This is a genomic window from Ideonella sp. A 288 (assembly GCF_002198735.1).
GTDB lineage: Bacteria > Pseudomonadota > Gammaproteobacteria > Burkholderiales > Burkholderiaceae_C > Pseudaquabacterium.
On record NZ_MWLO01000086.1, the window covers coordinates 1 to 16,962 of the forward strand.

The 16,962-nt window shown below is 70.0% G+C and carries 14 protein-coding genes and 1 pseudogene; 12 read left to right on the forward strand and 3 right to left on the reverse strand.

Annotation, left to right across the window (positions count from 1 at the left end):
- Positions 1–247 (reverse strand): annotated as a pseudogene (locus tag EOINJALH_RS07410) (OmpA family protein); the annotation flags it as partial.
- 274 nt (positions 248–521) lie between these two features.
- On the opposite strand from EOINJALH_RS07410, the gene gyrA reads away from it, so the two are divergent.
- The 10 genes from gyrA to lapB all read left to right on the forward strand — a co-directional run bounded on the left by gyrA (position 522) and on the right by lapB (position 13,617).
- On the forward strand, positions 522–3,176 hold the full coding sequence (gene gyrA / locus EOINJALH_RS07415) for a DNA gyrase subunit A (RefSeq protein WP_088279712.1): 2,655 nt from the start codon (positions 522–524) through the stop codon (positions 3,174–3,176).
- A complete protein-coding gene (locus EOINJALH_RS07420; RefSeq protein WP_088279713.1) occupies positions 3,173–3,811 on the forward strand; it encodes a hypothetical protein in 639 nt (212 codons plus the stop codon). The genes gyrA and EOINJALH_RS07420 overlap by 4 nt, the downstream gene beginning before the upstream one ends.
- The gene (pheA, locus tag EOINJALH_RS07425; protein WP_088279714.1) at positions 3,808–4,914 is read left to right on the forward strand and encodes a prephenate dehydratase; all 1,107 of its coding nucleotides are present in this window, start codon (positions 3,808–3,810) and stop codon (positions 4,912–4,914) included. The genes EOINJALH_RS07420 and pheA overlap by 4 nt, the downstream gene beginning before the upstream one ends.
- A 15-nt stretch (positions 4,915–4,929) precedes the next feature.
- Positions 4,930–5,814 carry a prephenate dehydrogenase/arogenate dehydrogenase family protein gene (locus EOINJALH_RS07430; RefSeq protein ID WP_088279715.1) on the forward strand — a complete coding sequence of 295 codons (885 nt, stop codon included), beginning with the start codon at positions 4,930–4,932 and terminating at the stop codon, positions 5,812–5,814.
- A gap of 55 nt (positions 5,815–5,869) precedes the next feature.
- Positions 5,870–7,903 carry a bifunctional 3-phosphoshikimate 1-carboxyvinyltransferase/cytidylate kinase gene (locus EOINJALH_RS07435; protein WP_088279716.1) on the forward strand — a complete coding sequence of 678 codons (2,034 nt, stop codon included), beginning with the start codon at positions 5,870–5,872 and terminating at the stop codon, positions 7,901–7,903.
- Positions 7,904–8,058: 155 nt separating this feature from the next.
- Positions 8,059–9,780 carry a 30S ribosomal protein S1 gene (gene rpsA / locus EOINJALH_RS07440; RefSeq protein ID WP_088279717.1) on the forward strand — a complete coding sequence of 574 codons (1,722 nt, stop codon included), beginning with the start codon at positions 8,059–8,061 and terminating at the stop codon, positions 9,778–9,780.
- Between the two features lie 28 nt (positions 9,781–9,808).
- A complete protein-coding gene (locus EOINJALH_RS07445; protein WP_255407077.1) occupies positions 9,809–10,213 on the forward strand; it encodes an integration host factor subunit beta in 405 nt (134 codons plus the stop codon).
- A gap of 604 nt (positions 10,214–10,817) precedes the next feature.
- Positions 10,818–11,924 (forward strand): OmpA family protein, encoded by a 1,107-nt coding sequence (locus EOINJALH_RS07450; protein WP_199873187.1) that lies wholly within the window; start codon positions 10,818–10,820, stop codon positions 11,922–11,924.
- A 121-nt stretch (positions 11,925–12,045) separates the two neighbouring features.
- Positions 12,046–12,372 carry a lipopolysaccharide assembly protein LapA domain-containing protein gene (locus tag EOINJALH_RS07455; RefSeq protein ID WP_088279719.1) on the forward strand — a complete coding sequence of 109 codons (327 nt, stop codon included), beginning with the start codon at positions 12,046–12,048 and terminating at the stop codon, positions 12,370–12,372.
- Positions 12,373–12,468: 96 nt separating this feature from the next.
- Positions 12,469–13,617: a lipopolysaccharide assembly protein LapB gene (lapB, locus tag EOINJALH_RS07460; protein WP_088279720.1), complete on the forward strand. Its 1,149-nt coding sequence runs from the start codon at positions 12,469–12,471 to the stop codon at positions 13,615–13,617.
- A gap of 47 nt (positions 13,618–13,664) precedes the next feature.
- On the opposite strand, the gene waaC is transcribed toward lapB, so the two are convergent.
- Both waaC and EOINJALH_RS07470 read right to left on the reverse strand, forming a co-directional pair.
- Complete coding sequence (waaC, locus tag EOINJALH_RS07465; RefSeq protein WP_199873194.1) at positions 13,665–14,615, reverse strand: lipopolysaccharide heptosyltransferase I; 951 nt, start codon at positions 14,613–14,615, stop codon at positions 13,665–13,667.
- An 8-nt stretch (positions 14,616–14,623) separates the two neighbouring features.
- On the reverse strand, positions 14,624–15,271 hold the full coding sequence (locus tag EOINJALH_RS07470) for a DUF4254 domain-containing protein (RefSeq protein WP_088279721.1): 648 nt from the start codon (positions 15,269–15,271) through the stop codon (positions 14,624–14,626).
- 66 nt (positions 15,272–15,337) lie between these two features.
- On the opposite strand from EOINJALH_RS07470, the gene EOINJALH_RS07475 reads away from it, so the two are divergent.
- Positions 15,338–16,288 carry a glycosyltransferase family 9 protein gene (locus EOINJALH_RS07475; RefSeq protein ID WP_158219678.1) on the forward strand — a complete coding sequence of 317 codons (951 nt, stop codon included), beginning with the start codon at positions 15,338–15,340 and terminating at the stop codon, positions 16,286–16,288.
- Positions 16,289–16,477: 189 nt separating this feature from the next.
- Positions 16,478–16,954: a helix-hairpin-helix domain-containing protein gene (locus tag EOINJALH_RS07480; RefSeq protein ID WP_088279723.1), complete on the forward strand. Its 477-nt coding sequence runs from the start codon at positions 16,478–16,480 to the stop codon at positions 16,952–16,954.
- The last annotated feature ends 8 nt before the right edge of the window (positions 16,955–16,962 follow it).

The window sequence follows — 16,962 nt, forward strand, 5'->3', positions numbered from 1 at the left end:
GCGCAGGTGCCGGGGCCGGAGCCGGGGCGGGCGCAGCGGGAGCAATGGCCCCGTCGCACTTCTCGGCAGCGGTTTGCGGCGTCCAGTTGGCGTCGCGCCAGCAAAGTTCGTTGGTGCCGTTCTTCCAGACCATGCTGTTGTCAGCACTGCGCCAGTTGTCGATCGACTTGACTTGGGCAGATGCCGCCATCGGGGCGGCCAGCGCGGCCGACGCGAAGAGCACCGCCACCATATTGAGTTTCTTCATGATTCTCCTCTCGAGGAAAGCCGCATAAAAGGCTGCGTTACGTCCAAATCGGATGCAATGGGAGCCGGAAAACACACAGTGCGGCGTGTGTTCGCCACCTGCGGATTATTGTGCCATAGGGTGTCAGGGCACCTTCAGTTTCGGCCGATAGACGCGCCAGTGCACCGATCTTGTTGCAGGGCCGCGACACCCACCCCGCGCTTAGAATCGACGATCGCCGCCGGCAGCCTCGCCTCGCGGCCGCCCGATCCACGGCCCCGCACGCCGACCCCGCATGACCCAGTTCGCCAAGGAAACACTGCCCATCAGCCTCGAGGAGGAGATGCGGCGTTCTTACCTCGACTACGCAATGAGCGTGATCGTCGGGCGCGCCTTGCCCGACGCGCGCGACGGCCTCAAGCCGGTGCACCGGCGCGTGCTGTTCGCGATGCACGAACTCAACAACGACTGGAACCGGCCTTACAAGAAAAGCGCGCGCATCGTCGGCGACGTGATCGGCAAGTACCACCCGCACGGCGACACCGCGGTGTACGACACCATCGTGCGCATGGCGCAGGATTTCTCGCTGCGCCACATGCTGGTCGACGGCCAGGGCAACTTCGGCTCGGTCGATGGCGACAACGCCGCGGCGATGCGCTACACCGAGATCCGCCTGTCGAAGATCGCCCACGAGATGCTGGCCGACATCGACAAGGAAACGGTCGACTTCGCACCCAACTACGACGGCTCCGAGAAAGAGCCCACGGTGCTGCCGGCACGGCTGCCCAACCTGCTGATCAACGGCTCGGCCGGCATCGCGGTGGGCATGGCCACCAACATCCCGCCGCACAACCTCAACGAGGTGGTCGATGCCTGCCTGCACCTGCTGAAGAGCCCGCAGGCCACGCTCGAAGAGCTGATGGAGATCATTCCGGCACCCGACTTTCCCACCGCCGGCATCATCTACGGTGTCAATGGCGTGCGCGAGGGCTACCGCACCGGCCGCGGCAAGGTGATCATGCGCGCCAGGTGCCACTTCGAGGACATCGACAAGGGCTCGCGCCAGTCGATCATCGTCGACGAGATCCCCTACCAGGTGAACAAGAAGACGCTGCTCGAGCGCATCGCCGAGCTCGTCCACGACAAGAAGATCGACGGCATCAGCCACATCCAGGACGAGTCCGACAAGTCGGGCATGCGGGTGGTGATCGAGCTCAAGCGCGGCGAAGTGCCAGAGGTGGTGCTGAACAACCTGTACAAGCAGACGCAGCTGCAGGACACCTTCGGCATCAACATGGTCGCGCTGATCGACGGCCAGCCCAAGTTGTGCAACCTGAAGCAGCTGCTCGACATCTTCCTCGAGCACCGGCGCGAGGTGGTGACGCGGCGCACGGTGTTCGAACTGCGCAAGGCGCGCGAGCGCGGCCACGTGCTCGAAGGCCTGGCGGTGGCGCTGGCCAACATCGACGAGTTCATCGAGACCATCAAGACCAGCCCCACGCCACCGGTGGCCAAGGCCGCGCTGATGGCCAAGAGCTGGGATTCGTCGATGGTGCGCGAGATGCTGGTGCGCGCCGAGGGCGACACGCCCGGTGGCCGCGCGGCCTACCGCCCCGAGGGCCTGCCCGCAAGCTACGGCCTGCAGGCCGACGGCCTGTACCGCCTGTCCGACGACCAGGCCAGCGAGATCCTGCAGATGCGCCTGCAGCGGCTCACCGGCCTCGAGCAGGACAAGATCATCGGCGAGTACAAGGAGGTGATGTCCGTCATCGCCGACCTGCTCGACATCCTGGCCCGGCCGGAGCGCGTGACGACCATCATCGCCGACGAGCTCACCGCGCTGAAGGCCGAGTTCGGCACCACCAAGCTGGCCGTGCGCCGCAGCGTGGTCGAGCACAACGTGCAGGAACTGGGCACCGAAGACCTGATCACGCCCACCGACATGGTGGTCACGCTCAGCCACACGGGCTACTTCAAGAGCCAGCCGCTGGCCGAGTACCGCGCCCAACGCCGCGGCGGCCGCGGCAAGCAGGCCACGGCCACCAAGGAAGACGACTGGATCGACCAGCTCTTCATCGCCAACACGCACGACTGGATCCTGTGCTTCTCGAACCGCGGCCGGGTCTACTGGCTCAAGGTCTGGGAGGTGCCCCAGGGCGGCCGCGCCAGCCGCGGCAAGCCGATCGTCAACATGTTCCCGCTGCAGCCGGACGAGAAGATCACCGTGGTGCTGCCGCTGACGGGCGAGTTCCGCACCTTCCCCGGCGACCACTTCATCTTCATGGGCACGGCACTGGGCACGGTGAAGAAGACCGCGCTCGACGAGTTCAGCAACCCGCGCAAGGCCGGCATCATCGCGGTCGACCTCGACCCGGGCGACCACCTCATCGGCGCTGCGCTCACCGACGGCAAGCACGACGTGATGTTGTTCTCCGACGGTGGCAAGGCCGTGCGCTTCGACGAGGACGACGTGCGCCCGATGGGCCGCCAGGCCCGCGGCGTGCGCGGCATGATGCTCGACGATGGCCAGTCCGTCATCGCCATGCTGGTGGCCGAGGACGAGACGCAGAGCGTGCTCACCGCCAGCGAGAACGGCTACGGCAAGCGCACCAGCATCGTCGAGTACACCCGCCACGGCCGCGGCACCAAGGGCATGATCGCCATCCAGCAGACCGAGCGCAACGGCAAGGTCGTCGCCGCCACGCTGGTGCGGCCGGCCGACGAGATCATGCTCATCACTGACAAGGGCGTGCTGGTGCGCACCCGCGTGTCCGAGATCCGCGAACTCGGCCGCGCCACGCAGGGCGTGACACTGATCGCGCTGGACGACGGCTCCAAGCTGTCGGGCCTGCAGCGCATCGTCGAGAACGACGCCAACGGCGACCTGTCGGTCGACACAGACACCGACGCCGATCCCGAATCCAATCCCAACCCACAGGACCCTTCATGACCTTGATTCGCCTGCTCTCGGCCGCCACCCTGGCGACGGCCTGCACGCTGGCTGCCGCACAGGGGCCTGCCGCGCCCGCCTCGCCCGCCGCGCCTGCCACACCGTCGTCTCCGGCCAAGAAGGAGCTGGTGCAGAAGGTACTTCAACTGCAACAGGGTGCGGTCGAGTCGATCGCCCGCGGCCTGGGCGAGCAGTCGATGGCGCAGATCGCCCAGCAGACCATGGCGGTGCTGCAGGCGCGCATCCCGCCCGAGCAGCGCGAAGCCGTGGCCAAGGACATCCAGGTCGATTTCAAGAAGTACGGCGACGAGGTGATGCCGCTGCTGCGCGAGCGCGCGCTCAAGCTGGCCCCGACCACCGTGGGCACCATGATGGAAGAGAAGTTCACCGAGGACGAACTCAAGCAGGTCCTCGCGATGCTCGATTCACCCATCTACCGCAAGTACCAGTCACTCGGCGGCGACATGCAGAAGGTGCTGCTCGAGAAGCTGATCACCGACACCCGGCCCACCGTCGAGCCCAAGCTGCGGGCCTTGCAGGAAGTCATCGGCAAGAAGCTGGGCATGACCAACAACGGCGCCGCACCCAAGGCTGCCCCAGCCGCCAAACCGCCCGCCTCCGCCGCGCGCAAATGAGCCTGGAGGACCGTCCCCCCGCGTCGGCCCTGCTGGCGCTGCGCGACCGCATCGACGCCGTCGACCGCGAGTTGCTGGCGCTGCTCAACCGCCGGGCGGGACTGGCCCTCGAGGTCGGCGAGATCAAGAAGCACGAAGGCTCGGTGGTCTTCCGGCCCGAGCGCGAGGCCCAGGTGATCGACGGCCTGAAGCAGGTCAACACCGGCCCGCTGAAGAACGAGAGCGTAGCCCCGATCTGGCGCGAGATCATGTCGGCCTGCCGCGCGCTGGAAACCCCCACCCGCGTGGCCTACCTAGGCCCGGCAGGCACCTTCAGCGAAGAGGCCGCGCTGGGCTTCTTCGGCAGTTCGATCGTGCGCGTGCCCTGCGCCAGCTTCGACGAGGTGTTCCGCACCACCGCCGCCGGCGCGGCCGACTTCGGTGTCGTGCCGGTCGAGAACTCCACCGAGGGCGTGGTGGCCCGATCGCTCGACCTGTTCCTGACCACGCCGCTCTTCATCATCGGCGAGACCAGCCTGATCGTGCGGCACAACCTGCTGCGCAAAGAGGCCACCCAGGCCGGCATCCATGCTGTGTGCGCCCACCCGCAGGCACTGGCCCAGTGCCACGGCTGGCTCAGCCACCACCTGCCCGACGCCGAGCGGCGCCCGGTGGCCAGCAATGCCGAAGGGGCGCGGCTGGCCTCGCTCGACCCCACGCTGGCCGCCATCGCCAGCCAGCGCGCGGCCAGCGAGTTCGGCCTGCACGTGCTGGCCCCGGCCATCCAGGACGACGCGCACAACCGCACCCGCTTCGCCATCGTCACCCACCCCGACCGCCACCCGGCGCCCAAGGCCTCGGGCCACGACTGCACGAGCCTGGTGGTGTCGGTGGACAACAAGCCCGGTGCGGTGCACGACATGCTGGTGCCCTTGAAGGCCCACGGCGTGTCGATGACGCGCTTCGAATCGCGACCGGCTCGATCGGGCCAGTGGGAGTACTACTTCTACATCGACATCGAAGGCCACCCCGACGACGAGCGGGTCTCGATGGCACTGCGCGCCCTTCGCCAGGCCTGTGCCTTCTTCAAGGTGCTGGGCACCTACCCCATCGACAGCCACTGAGAGACCCCGCCCGCCATGTTCAACCAGCTCGGCGTGATCGGATGCGGCCTGATGGGCGGCTCGTTCGCGCTCGCACTCAAGCGCAGCGGCCTGGTGCGGCGCGTGGTGGGCTACAGCAAGTCGCCGTCCACCACCGAACGGGCCCGGCGCCTGGGTGTGATCGACGTGGCCGCCGAATCGGCCCTGCTGGCCGTGGCCGGCTCCGACATCGTGCTGATCGCGGTGCCGGTGGCCGCCACCGAGGCCACCTTCCGCGCCATCCGCCACCTGGTGGAACCGGGCGTGCTGTTCATGGACGTCGGGTCGACCAAGCGTGACGTCGTCGACACCGCGCGCCGCGTGCTGAAAGAGCGCGTGGGCTCCTTCGTGCCGGCCCACCCCATCGCAGGCAAAGAGAGCGCTGGCGTCGACCATGCCGATGCCTCGCTGTACGCCGGCCGCCAGGTCATCCTCACGCCGCTGGCGCAGACCTCGCCCGATCTGGTGCAGAAAGCCACCGACGTGTGGTCGGCCATCGGCGCCCAGGTGCTGAAGATGACGGCCGAGAACCACGATGCCGCCTTCGCCGCCGTCAGCCACCTGCCGCACCTGCTGGCCTTCGCCTACTTCAACGCGGTGGTCAACCAATCGGCCGGGCGCGACTACCTCTCGCTCGCCGGCCCCGGCTTCCGCGATTTCACCCGCATCGCGGCCAGCGACCCGACCGTGTGGCGCGACATCCTGATGTCCAACCGCGAAGAGGTGCTGAAGCAGTCGCAGCGCCTGCGCCAGTCGCTCGAATCGATGGAAACCGCCATCCACGCCGGCAATGCGCAGGCGCTCGAAAACCTGATCCGCGCCGCGTCCGAAGGCCGCGGCGCCTGGCAGATCGGCGGCGGGCGAGGCGGCCCCAGCAAGTAGACCCAGGCGGCGCCCTCACCGGCCGTCGGCCGGGGGCGTCGCGAGTTGGCACCCCATGTACGACATCCCTTTCCTCGACCTGCCGCCGCTGCGCGGTGCCGCAGGCAGTGTGCGCCTGCCGGGCTCCAAGAGCATCTCCAACCGCGTGCTGCTGCTGGCCGGCCTGGCCGAAGGCACCACGGTGCTGCGCGACCTGCTCGATTCGGACGACACGCGCGTGATGCTCGCTGCGCTGCGCACCATGGGCTGCACCTTGCAGCCGCAGGCCGATGGCGGGCTGGCCGTCACCGGCCTGGGCGGACGGCTGCCGGTGCGCGAGGCGGCGCTGTTCCTGGGCAATGCCGGCACCGCGATGCGGCCCTTGGCCGCCGCGCTGGCGGTGCTCGTCACGCTGCAGGGCGGGCGCTTCGAACTTTCGGGCGTGCCGCGCATGCACGAGCGCCCGATCGGCGACCTGGTCGACGCCCTGCGGCAACTGGGCTGCCAGGTCGACGACTTCGGCCAGCCCGGCTATCCGCCGCTGGCCCTGCACGGCCAGCCCGGCGGCCGGCTGGCCACCCAGCGACCCATCCGCGTGCGCGGCGACGTGTCCAGCCAGTTCCTCACTGCGCTGCTGCTGGCGCTGCCGCTGGCCTGTGCCGACGGCCCGGTCACCGTCGAGGTCGAGGGCGAACTCATCTCGAAGCCCTACGTCGAGATCACCCTGAAGCTGCTGCAGCGCTTCGGCATCGAGGTGCAGCGCCAGGGTTTCGAGCGCTTCACACTGCCGCAGGGCTGCCGCTACCGCTCGCCGGGCACCCTGCACGTCGAGGCCGATGCCTCGTCGGCCTCGTACTTCATCGCGCTGGGCGCGATCGCCGCGACGGCCGCACCGGTGCGCATCGAAGGCGTCGGTCTCGACTCGATCCAGGGCGACATCCGCTTCGTCGACGCGGCGCGTGCGATGGGCGCGGTGGTCGACGGCGGCCCGGGCTGGCTCGAGGTGCGGCGCGGCGCCTGGCCGCTGCGCGCGGTGACGCTGGATGCGAACCACATCCCCGACGCGGCGATGACGCTGGCGGTGATGGCCCTGTACGCCGAGGGCACGACGCGGCTGGACAACATCGCCAGCTGGCGCGTGAAGGAAACCGACCGCATCGCCGCGATGGCGGCCGAGTTGCGCAAGCTCGGCGCCACGGTCACCGAGGGCGCCGACTTCATCGAGGTCACGCCGCCCGCCGGCGCCTGGCAGCACGCCGCCATCCACACCTACGACGACCACCGCATCGCGATGTGCCTGTCGCTGGTCGCCTTCAATCCGCTGGCCGCGACGGGCACGGAGGCGGGCGTCACCGTGCGCATCCTCGACCCGCGCTGCGTGGCCAAGACCTTCCCCGACTACTTCGAGACCCTGTTCACTGCGGTCGAGGTGCGCGCCGCCGACGTGCCGGTGATCACCATCGACGGCCCCACGGCGTCGGGCAAGGGCACGCTGGCCGCCGCGGTGGCGGCGCGGCTGGGCTGGCACCAGCTCGACTCGGGCCTGCTGTACCGCGCCACCGCGCTGGCCGCGCAGCGCCAGGGCGTGGCCGACGGCGATGCCACCGGCCTGGCGGCGGTGGCCGCATCGCTGCACCTGCGCTTCGACGGCGAGCGCGTGCTGCTGTCGGGAACCGACGTGGCCACCGACCTGCGCCTCGAGGCGGTCGGTGCCATGGCCTCGCGCATCTCGGCCCTGCCCGAGGTGCGTGCGGCACTGGAGGCGCTGCAGCTGTCGTACCGCCGGCTGCCGGGACTGGTGGCCGACGGGCGCGACATGGGCACGGTGATCTTCCCGGCCGCGCCCCTGAAGGTGTTCCTCACGGCCAGCCCTGCGATGCGCGCCGAACGCCGACATAAGCAATTGATTTCTAAGGGAATTGCTGCTAATCTCGCCGACCTTCGCGCAGACCTCGAGGCCCGCGATGCCCGTGACCGTGGTCGCGCCATCGCCCCCTTGAAGCCCGCCGACGACGCGCTGCTGCTCGACAACTCGGGCCTGACCATCGATGCCTCGGTGGACCAGGTGCTGGGTTGGTGGGCACAGCGCGGCCCGTTCCGGTCGGCCTGACCGGGCCGGGTGCTCCCAGGCCCGCTGCACCTCCCACCTTCGCCGTCAGGCGTCCCTCGGGTGCGGCGACATCGTCAACTCACCGCAACGCCCGTTGCACTCAACCCCCGCCGGTTTCACTCCACTTGGTTTTCGCCGGCACCAAGGAACCCTGAATGTCCCAATCCCTAGACCACATCCCTGACAGCCCCTTCGCTGTCGACAGCTTCGCGGCTCTGTTCGAAGAGTCGCTCCGCAAGAACGACATGCGCGCCGGCGAGGTCATCTCCGCCGAAGTCGTGCGCATCGAGTTCAACCACGTCGTGGTGAACGCCGGCCTCAAGAGCGAAGCCTACGTTCCCATCGCAGAATTCAAGAACGACCAGGGCGAGCTCGAAGTCCAGGTCGGCGATTTCGTCTCGGTGGCCATCGACGCCATCGAGAACGGCTACGGCGACACCATCCTGTCGCGCGACAAGGCCAAGCGCCTGGCCTCGTGGCTGTCGCTCGAGACCTCGCTCGAGTCCGGCGACTTCGTCACCGGCACCGTCTCCGGCAAGGTCAAGGGCGGCCTGACCGTCCTCGTCAACGGCATCCGCGCCTTCCTGCCCGGCTCGCTCATCGACACGCGCCCGGTCAAGGACCTGTCGCCGTTCGAAGGCAAGACGATGGACTTCAAGGTCATCAAGCTCGACCGCAAGCGCAACAACGTCGTGTTGTCGCGCCGTGCGGTGGTCGAGGCTTCGATGGGTGAAGAGCGTGCCAAGCTGCTCGAGACGCTGACCGAAGGCGCCATCGTCCACGGTGTCGTCAAGAACATCACCGAGTACGGCGCGTTCGTCGACCTCGGCGGCATCGACGGCCTGCTGCACATCACCGACATGGCCTGGCGCCGTGTCCGTCACCCGAGCGAGGTGGTCACCGTCGGCCAGGAACTCAGCGCCAAGGTGCTGAAGTTCGACGCCGAGAAGAACCGCGTCTCGCTGGGCATCAAGCAGCTGGGCGACGACCCGTGGCATGGCGTGTCGCGCCGCTACCCGTCGTCCACCCGCCTGTTCGGCAAGGTCACCAACATCGCCGACTACGGCGCGTTCGTCGAGATCGAACCCGGCATCGAAGGCCTGGTGCACGTCTCCGAGATGGACTGGACCAACAAGAACGTCGCCCCGAGCAAGATCGTCACCCTCGGCGAAGAGGTCGAGGTCATGGTGCTCGAGATCGACGAGGACAAGCGCCGCATCAGCCTGGGCATGAAGCAGTGCAAGGCCAACCCGTGGGAAGAGTTCAGCACCAACGTGCACCGCGGCGACAAGGTCAAGGGCCCGATCAAGTCGATCACCGACTTCGGCGTGTTCGTGGGCCTGGCCCAGGGCATCGACGGCCTGGTGCACTTGTCCGACCTGTCCTGGCACGAGACCGGCGAAGCCGCCGTGCGCAACTACAAGAAGGGCCAGGAAGTCGAAGCCATCGTGCTGGCCATCGACGTGGAGCGCGAGCGCATCAGCCTGGGCATCAAGCAGCTCGACGGCGACCCGTTTGCCAACTACACCTCGGTCAACGACCGTGGCGCGCTGGTCAACGGCAAGGTCAAGACGGTCGATCCGCGCGGCGCCGAGATCCAGCTCAACGACGACGTCACCGGCTACCTTCGCGCCAGCGAGATCAGCCGCGACCGTGTCGAAGACGCCCGCAACGTGCTGAAGGAAGGCGACGATGTGTCGGTCATGATCATCAACGTCGACCGCAAGGCGCGGTCGATCCAGTTGTCGATCAAGGCCAAGGACAACGCCGACCAGCAGGAAGCCATGCAGCGCATCTCGCAGGTCAACGAGCGCGAGAACGCCGGCACGACCAGCCTGGGCGCCCTGCTGCGCGCCAAGCTGGACAACCGCGAGTAAGTCCTCTGCGGCCGGCACCCGGTGGCCCCTGTGGGCTGCGGGGTGTCGGCACAGCCGGCACGTCCTCGGGCGTGCCGGCCACCGCGAGTCTGATCACGCCAGAACACCGAACGACCCGCCCATGACACGCAGTGATCTCGTCACCCGACTGGCAGACCGCTTCGGTCAGCTCACTCAGCGCGACACCGAGTTCGCCGTCAAGACCATCCTCGACGCGATGAGCGATGCGCTGGCGCGGGGCCACCGCATCGAGATCCGCGGCTTCGGCAGCTTCTCGATCAGCCGTCGCCCTCCCCGCATGGGTCGCAACCCGCGCAGTGGAGAGAAGGTCACCATCCCCGAAAAGCTGGTGCCGCACTTCAAGCCCGGCAAGGCCCTGCGCGAATCGGTCGACGACCACCTTCCCGCGCACGGCGACAGGCCGCAGGCCTAGACCCCCCAGCCGCCCCCGCGCGCGCCGACGTGCCCGCGCCGACATGCCCGCGCCGCATCGGCTGCGCCGGTCTCCACACCCTCCCGAACCATCCGCCGCCGCAGGCTGCGGCAGGGGCACGCCACTGTCGCGAGCCATGGTCTTGCGCAGGGGCTGACCGGCGATCGCCCGCCCGCGTTCAGGTCGGGCCGACGCATCCTCCCCCGTCATGATGGACCCAGCCGCCGCGCTGCGCCAGAATGCCTTGGCACCGACGGGTCCTCAGCCTGCCGATCCGCACCATGCGCTGCCTCCGCAGCGCCTGTCGTTGGGCCAGACGCCGCCGCCGAGCGACCTGGAAATCTACATGCGAGGAGTGCTGGTGATGATGACCGCTTCGAGAGTCCAAGGACCGTCGCCTTTCGGTGAACCGAGGGGGTCGCGCGGCGCCCTTGCAGGCTGGCCGCGCTGGTTGGCGCTGGCGACTGTGGCGGCGCTGGTGGCCTGCGCCGCGCCTCCGCCCACGGCCCCGGCCACGGTCGACGGCAGCCCGCCGCCACCCGCGGCCGATGTCGCGGCGCCGCCCGCCCCCACGACGGCCTCACCGCCCGCGGCGCCGCCCCCGGTGGCACCGCTGCCCATCCTGCCCTTCGACGAGGCCCTGCTCAGTGCCGCCAACAACCTGCTCGGCAAGGCCCCGGCGCCGGCCGGCGGCAGCCGCCACGCGCTGCTCGTCGATCCCCTGATCGACGGCGTCACCGGCATGCAGTCTCAGGCCACCCAGACGATGGGCACGAAGCTGGCCGAACTCATCCGCAGCCGCTATACGCAATACGACCTGCAGGCCTTCAACTCGCCCAACCTGGCGCGTTCGCCGTGGGTGCTCATCGGCACCTTCACCGGGGTCAATGCGGAGCGAAAGACCGAAGGGCAGCGCGAGGCCTACCGCATCTGCCTGGCCCTGGCCGACCTGAAGACCGGCAAGCTGGTGAGCAAGGGCCTGGCCTTCGCCAGCAAGGACGGCATCGACCTCACGCCCACGCCCTTCTTCCGCGATGCGCCGGCCTGGGCCGAGGACAGCGCCACCACAGGCTATGTGCGCACCTGCCAGGGCACGCGGCCCGGCGACCCCATCCACCCGGCCTACCTCGAACGCATCCAGGGCGCGGCCACCATCAGCGAGGCCATCGACGCCTACGCGGCCGGCCACTATGCCGAGGCGCTCAAGCTCTACAGCGCGGTGGCCGAAACCCCATCGGGGCAGCAATTGCGCGTCTACAGCGGCCTGTACCTCACCAATTGGCGCCTGGGCAAGCGCGAGGCCGCAGCCAAGGCCTTCGGCCAGATCGTCGACCAGGGCCTGCAGACCAAGCGCCTGGGCGTGAAGTTCCTGTTCAGGCCGGGCAGCACGGCTTTCTGGTCCGACCCGAAGGGTCCGGCCCAGCCGTACGCCGTGTGGATGCGCGAACTCAGCACCCGCGCCGCAGCCTTGCAGACCTGCCTCGAGGTGGTGGGCCATGCCAGCGCCAGCGGGCCCGAGCCACTGAACGAGCGCCTGTCGCTGCGCCGGGCCGAGCAGGTGCGCACCGAGTTGCTGCGCAACGCCAAGCCCCTGACCAACCGCGTCGTCGCCAGCGGCGCCGGCTCGCGCGAAACCCTGATCGGCAATGGCCAGGACGATCTCTCCGATGCGCTGGACCGCCGCGTCGAGTTCAAGGTGATCGGCTGCTGACACCGCCACTGGCGCGACGGCGCCTGGCGCATGGGCGCCATGCCCTTCGACACCGGGCGCCAGGTGTCGGGCGCATGGTGCCGGCACGCCGGAGCGATGTGGCTCCTTAGAATGGGTGCCGATGCGCCTGATCGTCTGGGCCCTGCGGGCCTTCATCTTCTTCACGCTGTTCGCGTTCGCGCTCAACAACGAGCAGGCGGCGGTGGTGCACGGCTTCTTCGGCACGCAATGGCGCGCGCCGATGGTGATCATCGTGCTCGCCGCTTTCGGTGCCGGCGCAGCGCTGGGCGTGCTCGCCATGGTGCCGGGCTGGTGGCGCCAGCGCCGCATGGCCCGCCAGGCCGCCGTGCCCTCCGGAGGCGCGCCGCGCCGCCGCGCCTCCGACGTGGCCACCAGCGCGCCGAGCACGAACTTCAGCCTCGACGCGCCGCCGCGCGAGGGGCTGTGACGGCGTTGCGCCCGGCTGCGGGCGGCCCACGCCAACGGCAGGTGCCAGGCAGGCCTGCCCCAACGCACGCCGTCCGACCGGCCGGGCGACCCTGAGATGGAGTTCGACTGGCAGTGGCTGCTCGTGGTGCCAGCGGTGTCGTTCGCGCTGGGCTGGATCGCCTCGCGGCTCGACCTTCGGCAGTGGAAGCGCGCCGACCGCGAGGCGCCGAAGGCCTACTTCAAGGGCCTGAACCTGCTGCTCAACGAGCAGACCGACAAGGCCATCGACGCCTTCATCGAGGCGGTGCAGCACGACCCCGACACCAGCGAACTGCACTTCGCACTGGGCAACCTGTTCCGCCGCCGTGGCGAGTTCGAACGTGCCGTGCGGGTGCACCAGCACCTGCTGCAGCGCGGCGACCTGTCGACGCTCGACCGCCAGCGCGCCCAGCACGCGCTGGCGCTGGACTTCATGAAGGCTGGCCTGATCGACCGGGCCGATGAAGCCTTCCGCGCCCTCGAAGGCACGCCTTTCGACACCGAGGCCCGGCTGGCACTGCTGGGCTTGCACGAACGCTCCCGCGACTGGCGCGCGGCCGCCGACATCGCGGTGCAGTTGGAGCGCAGCGGCACCGGCTCGTTCGCCTCGCGCATCGCGCACTACCAGTGCGAGATCGCGCTCGAGGCCGAGGCCCGGGGCGATGCCCAGGCGGCCGAGGTCGCGCTGGCCGCCGCCGGCTCCGCCGCACCCCAGGCCGCACGCCCGCTGATCCAGCGGGCCCAGCGGCTGGCGCGGCTGGGCCAGCCGGCGGCCGCCTTCGAGGTGGGCAACACCCTGCGCCAGCGCAACCCCGAAGCGCTGGTGCGGGTGGCCGGGGAGTACGCGGCCTGGGCGCAGGCGGCGGGCCAGGCCGACGTCGCACGCGAGGCCCTGACGCAGTTGTACGGGCAGATGCCGGGCATCGAACTGCTGCGCGCGCTGGCCGCGCTGGAGGGCACCACGCCGGGCGCGTCGCCACGGCTGCCCGAACTGCTGCACCAGCAGCCCACGCTGTCGGCCGCGCTCGACCTGCTGGACACGCCGGCCGAACAGTGGCCCGACGGCGCCCGCAGCGGTCTGCGCGATGCCGTCGCGCGCGCGGCCCGGCCGCTGCAACGCTATCGCTGCGCGGCCTGCGGCTTCGAGGCCCAGCGCTACTTCTGGCAGTGCCCGGGCTGCCTGGGCTGGGACACCTTCCCGCCGCAGCAGATCGAGTCGCTGTAGGGCCTTGCCCGACCGCCTGCCGCCGGCCGGGCCGAAACCGCGGCGACTCACCCGGCCAGGTGCGCCTCCAACTGCGCCATCACCGCATCCCGCGACGGCACCACGCCCTTGCCGCCCAAACTGGCCACGCGCCCCGGCCCGGTGATGCCGGCCAGGCCCGGTTCGTGGTCGCAGTAGATGCCGATGGTCGGCCGGCCGAAGGCCGCGCCCAGGTGAGAGAAGCCGGTGTCCAGCCCCACGATCTGCTGCGCCTGACCCAGGATCGCCGCCGTGTCGGCCACCGACAGGAAGGGCGGCACCTCGCCGCCGCAGCCGGCCGCGATGCGCTGGGCCCGCGCCTGTTCGTCCGCGCTGCCCCACAGCAGCACCGGCACCAGTCCGGCCTGCCGCAGGCGCTGGCCGACGGCGATCCAGTCGGCCTCGGGCCACAGCTTCTCGGGCCGGCTGGCGCAGGGGATCAGCGCCGCGCTGGGGCCGCTGGCCTGCCAGGGCCCCGCCGGCGCGCGGATGCCGAAGTCGGCCGGCGTGGCAGGAAACTCATAACCCATGTGCAGCGCAACCAGTCGACGGCAGCGTTCCACCGCCTGCAACTGCCGCGGCACCGCGGCATGGCGCTGGTACAGCAGCGCGGCCAGCGGCTCGCGGATGCTGTGGCGGTCGTAGCCGGCCACCGGGCCGCGCGCCTGGCGCGCCCACAGCGCGCTCTTGAGCAGGCCCTGCAGGTCGAGGATCAGGTCGTAGGGTTCGCGCTTCAGGGCCTGGCGCAACGCCGACAGCGCCTGCCGCGTGACACCGCGCCACAGGCTCTTGCGCCACTTGCGCCAGGCCATCGGCAGCACCTGCCGAACGCCCGGGTGCAGCGCCGGGATGGCGGCGAACGGCGCCTCGACCAGCCAGTCGACCTCGGTGCCCGGGTGGTGCCGCAGCAGGTCGGTGAGGGCCGGCAGCGCGTGCACCACGTCGCCCATCGACGAGGTCTTGACGATGAGGACGCGCACGCGGCCCTTCAGCGCCCGGCGCGTTCGGCCACCAGGGCCGGGTTGAAGCGAGGATCGTTGTACATCTTGAACTGCCGATAGACCTTGAAGTAAGCGTGCCCGGCGCGGGCGTCGGCGAGCAGCGCGTCGAAGCAGGCGGCCAGGTCGGCGCGCTGCTGCTCGAGGCGCTGCAGCTTGACGCGGCTGGCGGCCACGTGGTCGGCATCAACGTCGCTGCGCAGGGTCTGGGCGCGCATCGCGTGCACCTTCAGCGCCATGATCGACAGCCGGTCGACCATGCTGCCGGCGGTCTCGCTGTTGAGCCGCGCGCCGGCCGGCACCGTGGACACCGGCGCATCGGTGCGCGCCGAGGCCGCGTCGACCAGGCCCAGCGCGATCAGCAACAGTTCGTCCACGCGCTCGGTGGCGTCGTTGCGGGCCTGGTTGAAGCCATCGATGGCGCGCTTGTTGGCGGCGATCTCGCCGTCGCTCACCGTGGTGCGGCGGGCCAGGTCTTCCTCGGCCCACAGCCGGCAGTTGAAACGGTGGTTGGTCTGGATCCAGCGCCACAGGCCGTCGTCGGCGGCGGCGGGCTCGGCGGCCGGCCACGCCGGGTCGGCCAGCAGGCGGTCGTGCAGGGCGGTGATCTCGGCGGCGGCGGGCAGCAGGGTGGTCATGGTCGGATGGCAGAATCCAGCGCGCGATTATCAACGCTGCCCTCCCGGGCCGGCCAACGCTGCCCCATGACTCCGCGTCCCCTGATCGTCCGGCTGTGCAACTGGGTGGGCGACGTGATCCTCACCGTGCCCTCCCTGCGCCTGCTGCAGGCCCATGGCTACGAGCTGCAGCTGGTCGGCAAGGGCTGGGCGCGGCCGCTGCTGGCCGGCGAGGCCTGGCCCACCCACGCGCGGGTCGACGGCCTGCGCGCCAACGGGGCGCTGCTGCGGCAGCTGCGCCGCGCGGCCCGCGAGGCCGACCCCGGCTTCGACCGCCGACCCAATGCACTGGTGCTGCCGAACTCGTTCTCCAGTGCACTGGAGATGCGCCTGGCCGGCCTGAAGGCCACCGGCTACGCGCACGAGGGCCGCAGCCCGCTGCTCGGCCGCAGCCTGCCGCCGCCGGCCTACGAAGAGCACGTGCTGATGCGCTACTGGAAGCTCAGCTGCAGCTTTCTGGGCATCCAGGCCCCGGCGCCCGAATCGATCGACCTGCACACCGCGCCTGCCGACCAGCAAGCCGCCGACGCGCTGCTGGCAGCGCACGGCATCCGGCCCGGCTTCATCGTCATCTGCCCGATGGCCGGCGGCACCTACGAGAAGCTCGACAAGAAGTGGCCGGCCTTTGCCGACTTCACCCGGGCGCTGCTGCCGCTGGGCCGTCAGGTGGTGGCCTGCCCCGGGCCGGGCGAGGAATCCATCATCACCGACCACCACGCCGGCGTGACGATGCTGCCGGGCGTCAAGCTCGGGGTCTACGGCGCGCTGCTGCGCCGCTCGGCGCTGGTGGTGTCCAACGACACCGGGCCGGCACACCTGGCCGCCGCCGTGGGCGCGCCACTGCTCAGCGTGCTAGGGCCCACCAAGCCCGAGCAGTGGGCCCCCTGGGGCCCGACGGTGCACGTGCTGCGCCGCTGGCCCGAGTGGCCCACCGTGGACGAGGTGCTGGCGCAGGTGCGCAACCACGCCAGGGCCTGATCCCGCGGCACCGGCGGCGCTGCCACGGCATCGACGCGACAAGCCGGTTGGCGTCCGGTACCGGCGCGGGTGTCAACCGCAAGGCACCGGCCCGCGTTGGTGGCCGCGGGGCGAGGGCCGCTGCAAGCGGAGAGGATCACGCACCCGGTTCGCAGGCACCCGGCCTGCACCCACCACCGGAGAAAAACCATGTTCAAGCGTTTCATGACCGCACTGTTCGCACTCGTCGCGGCAACGGCCTTTGCGGCGGTCGATGTCAACAAGGCCACCCAGGCCGACCTCGAAACCGTCAAGGGCATCGGCCCGTCCATCGCCACCAAGATCCTGGACGAGCGCAAGAAGGGCAGTTTCAAGGACTGGACCGACTTCGTCGACCGCGTCAAGGGCGTCGGCGAAGGCAATGCCGCCAAGTTCTCGGCCGAAGGCCTGACGGTGAACGGCGGCGGCTTCAAGGGCGTGGCGGCCAAGCCGGCCGCCGACGCCAAGCCGGCCGCCAAGGCGGCCGAGGCCAAGCCGGCGGCCAAGGCCGAGGCTGCCGCACCGGTGGCAGCCGCCAAGGCGGACAAGCCTGCCGCCGACAAGCCGGCAGCCAAGGCCACTGAAAAGCCTGCCGCCGAGAAGAAGACCGAAAAGGCCGCCGCCACCGCATCGGCCCCGAAGAAGTAAGGCGCAGG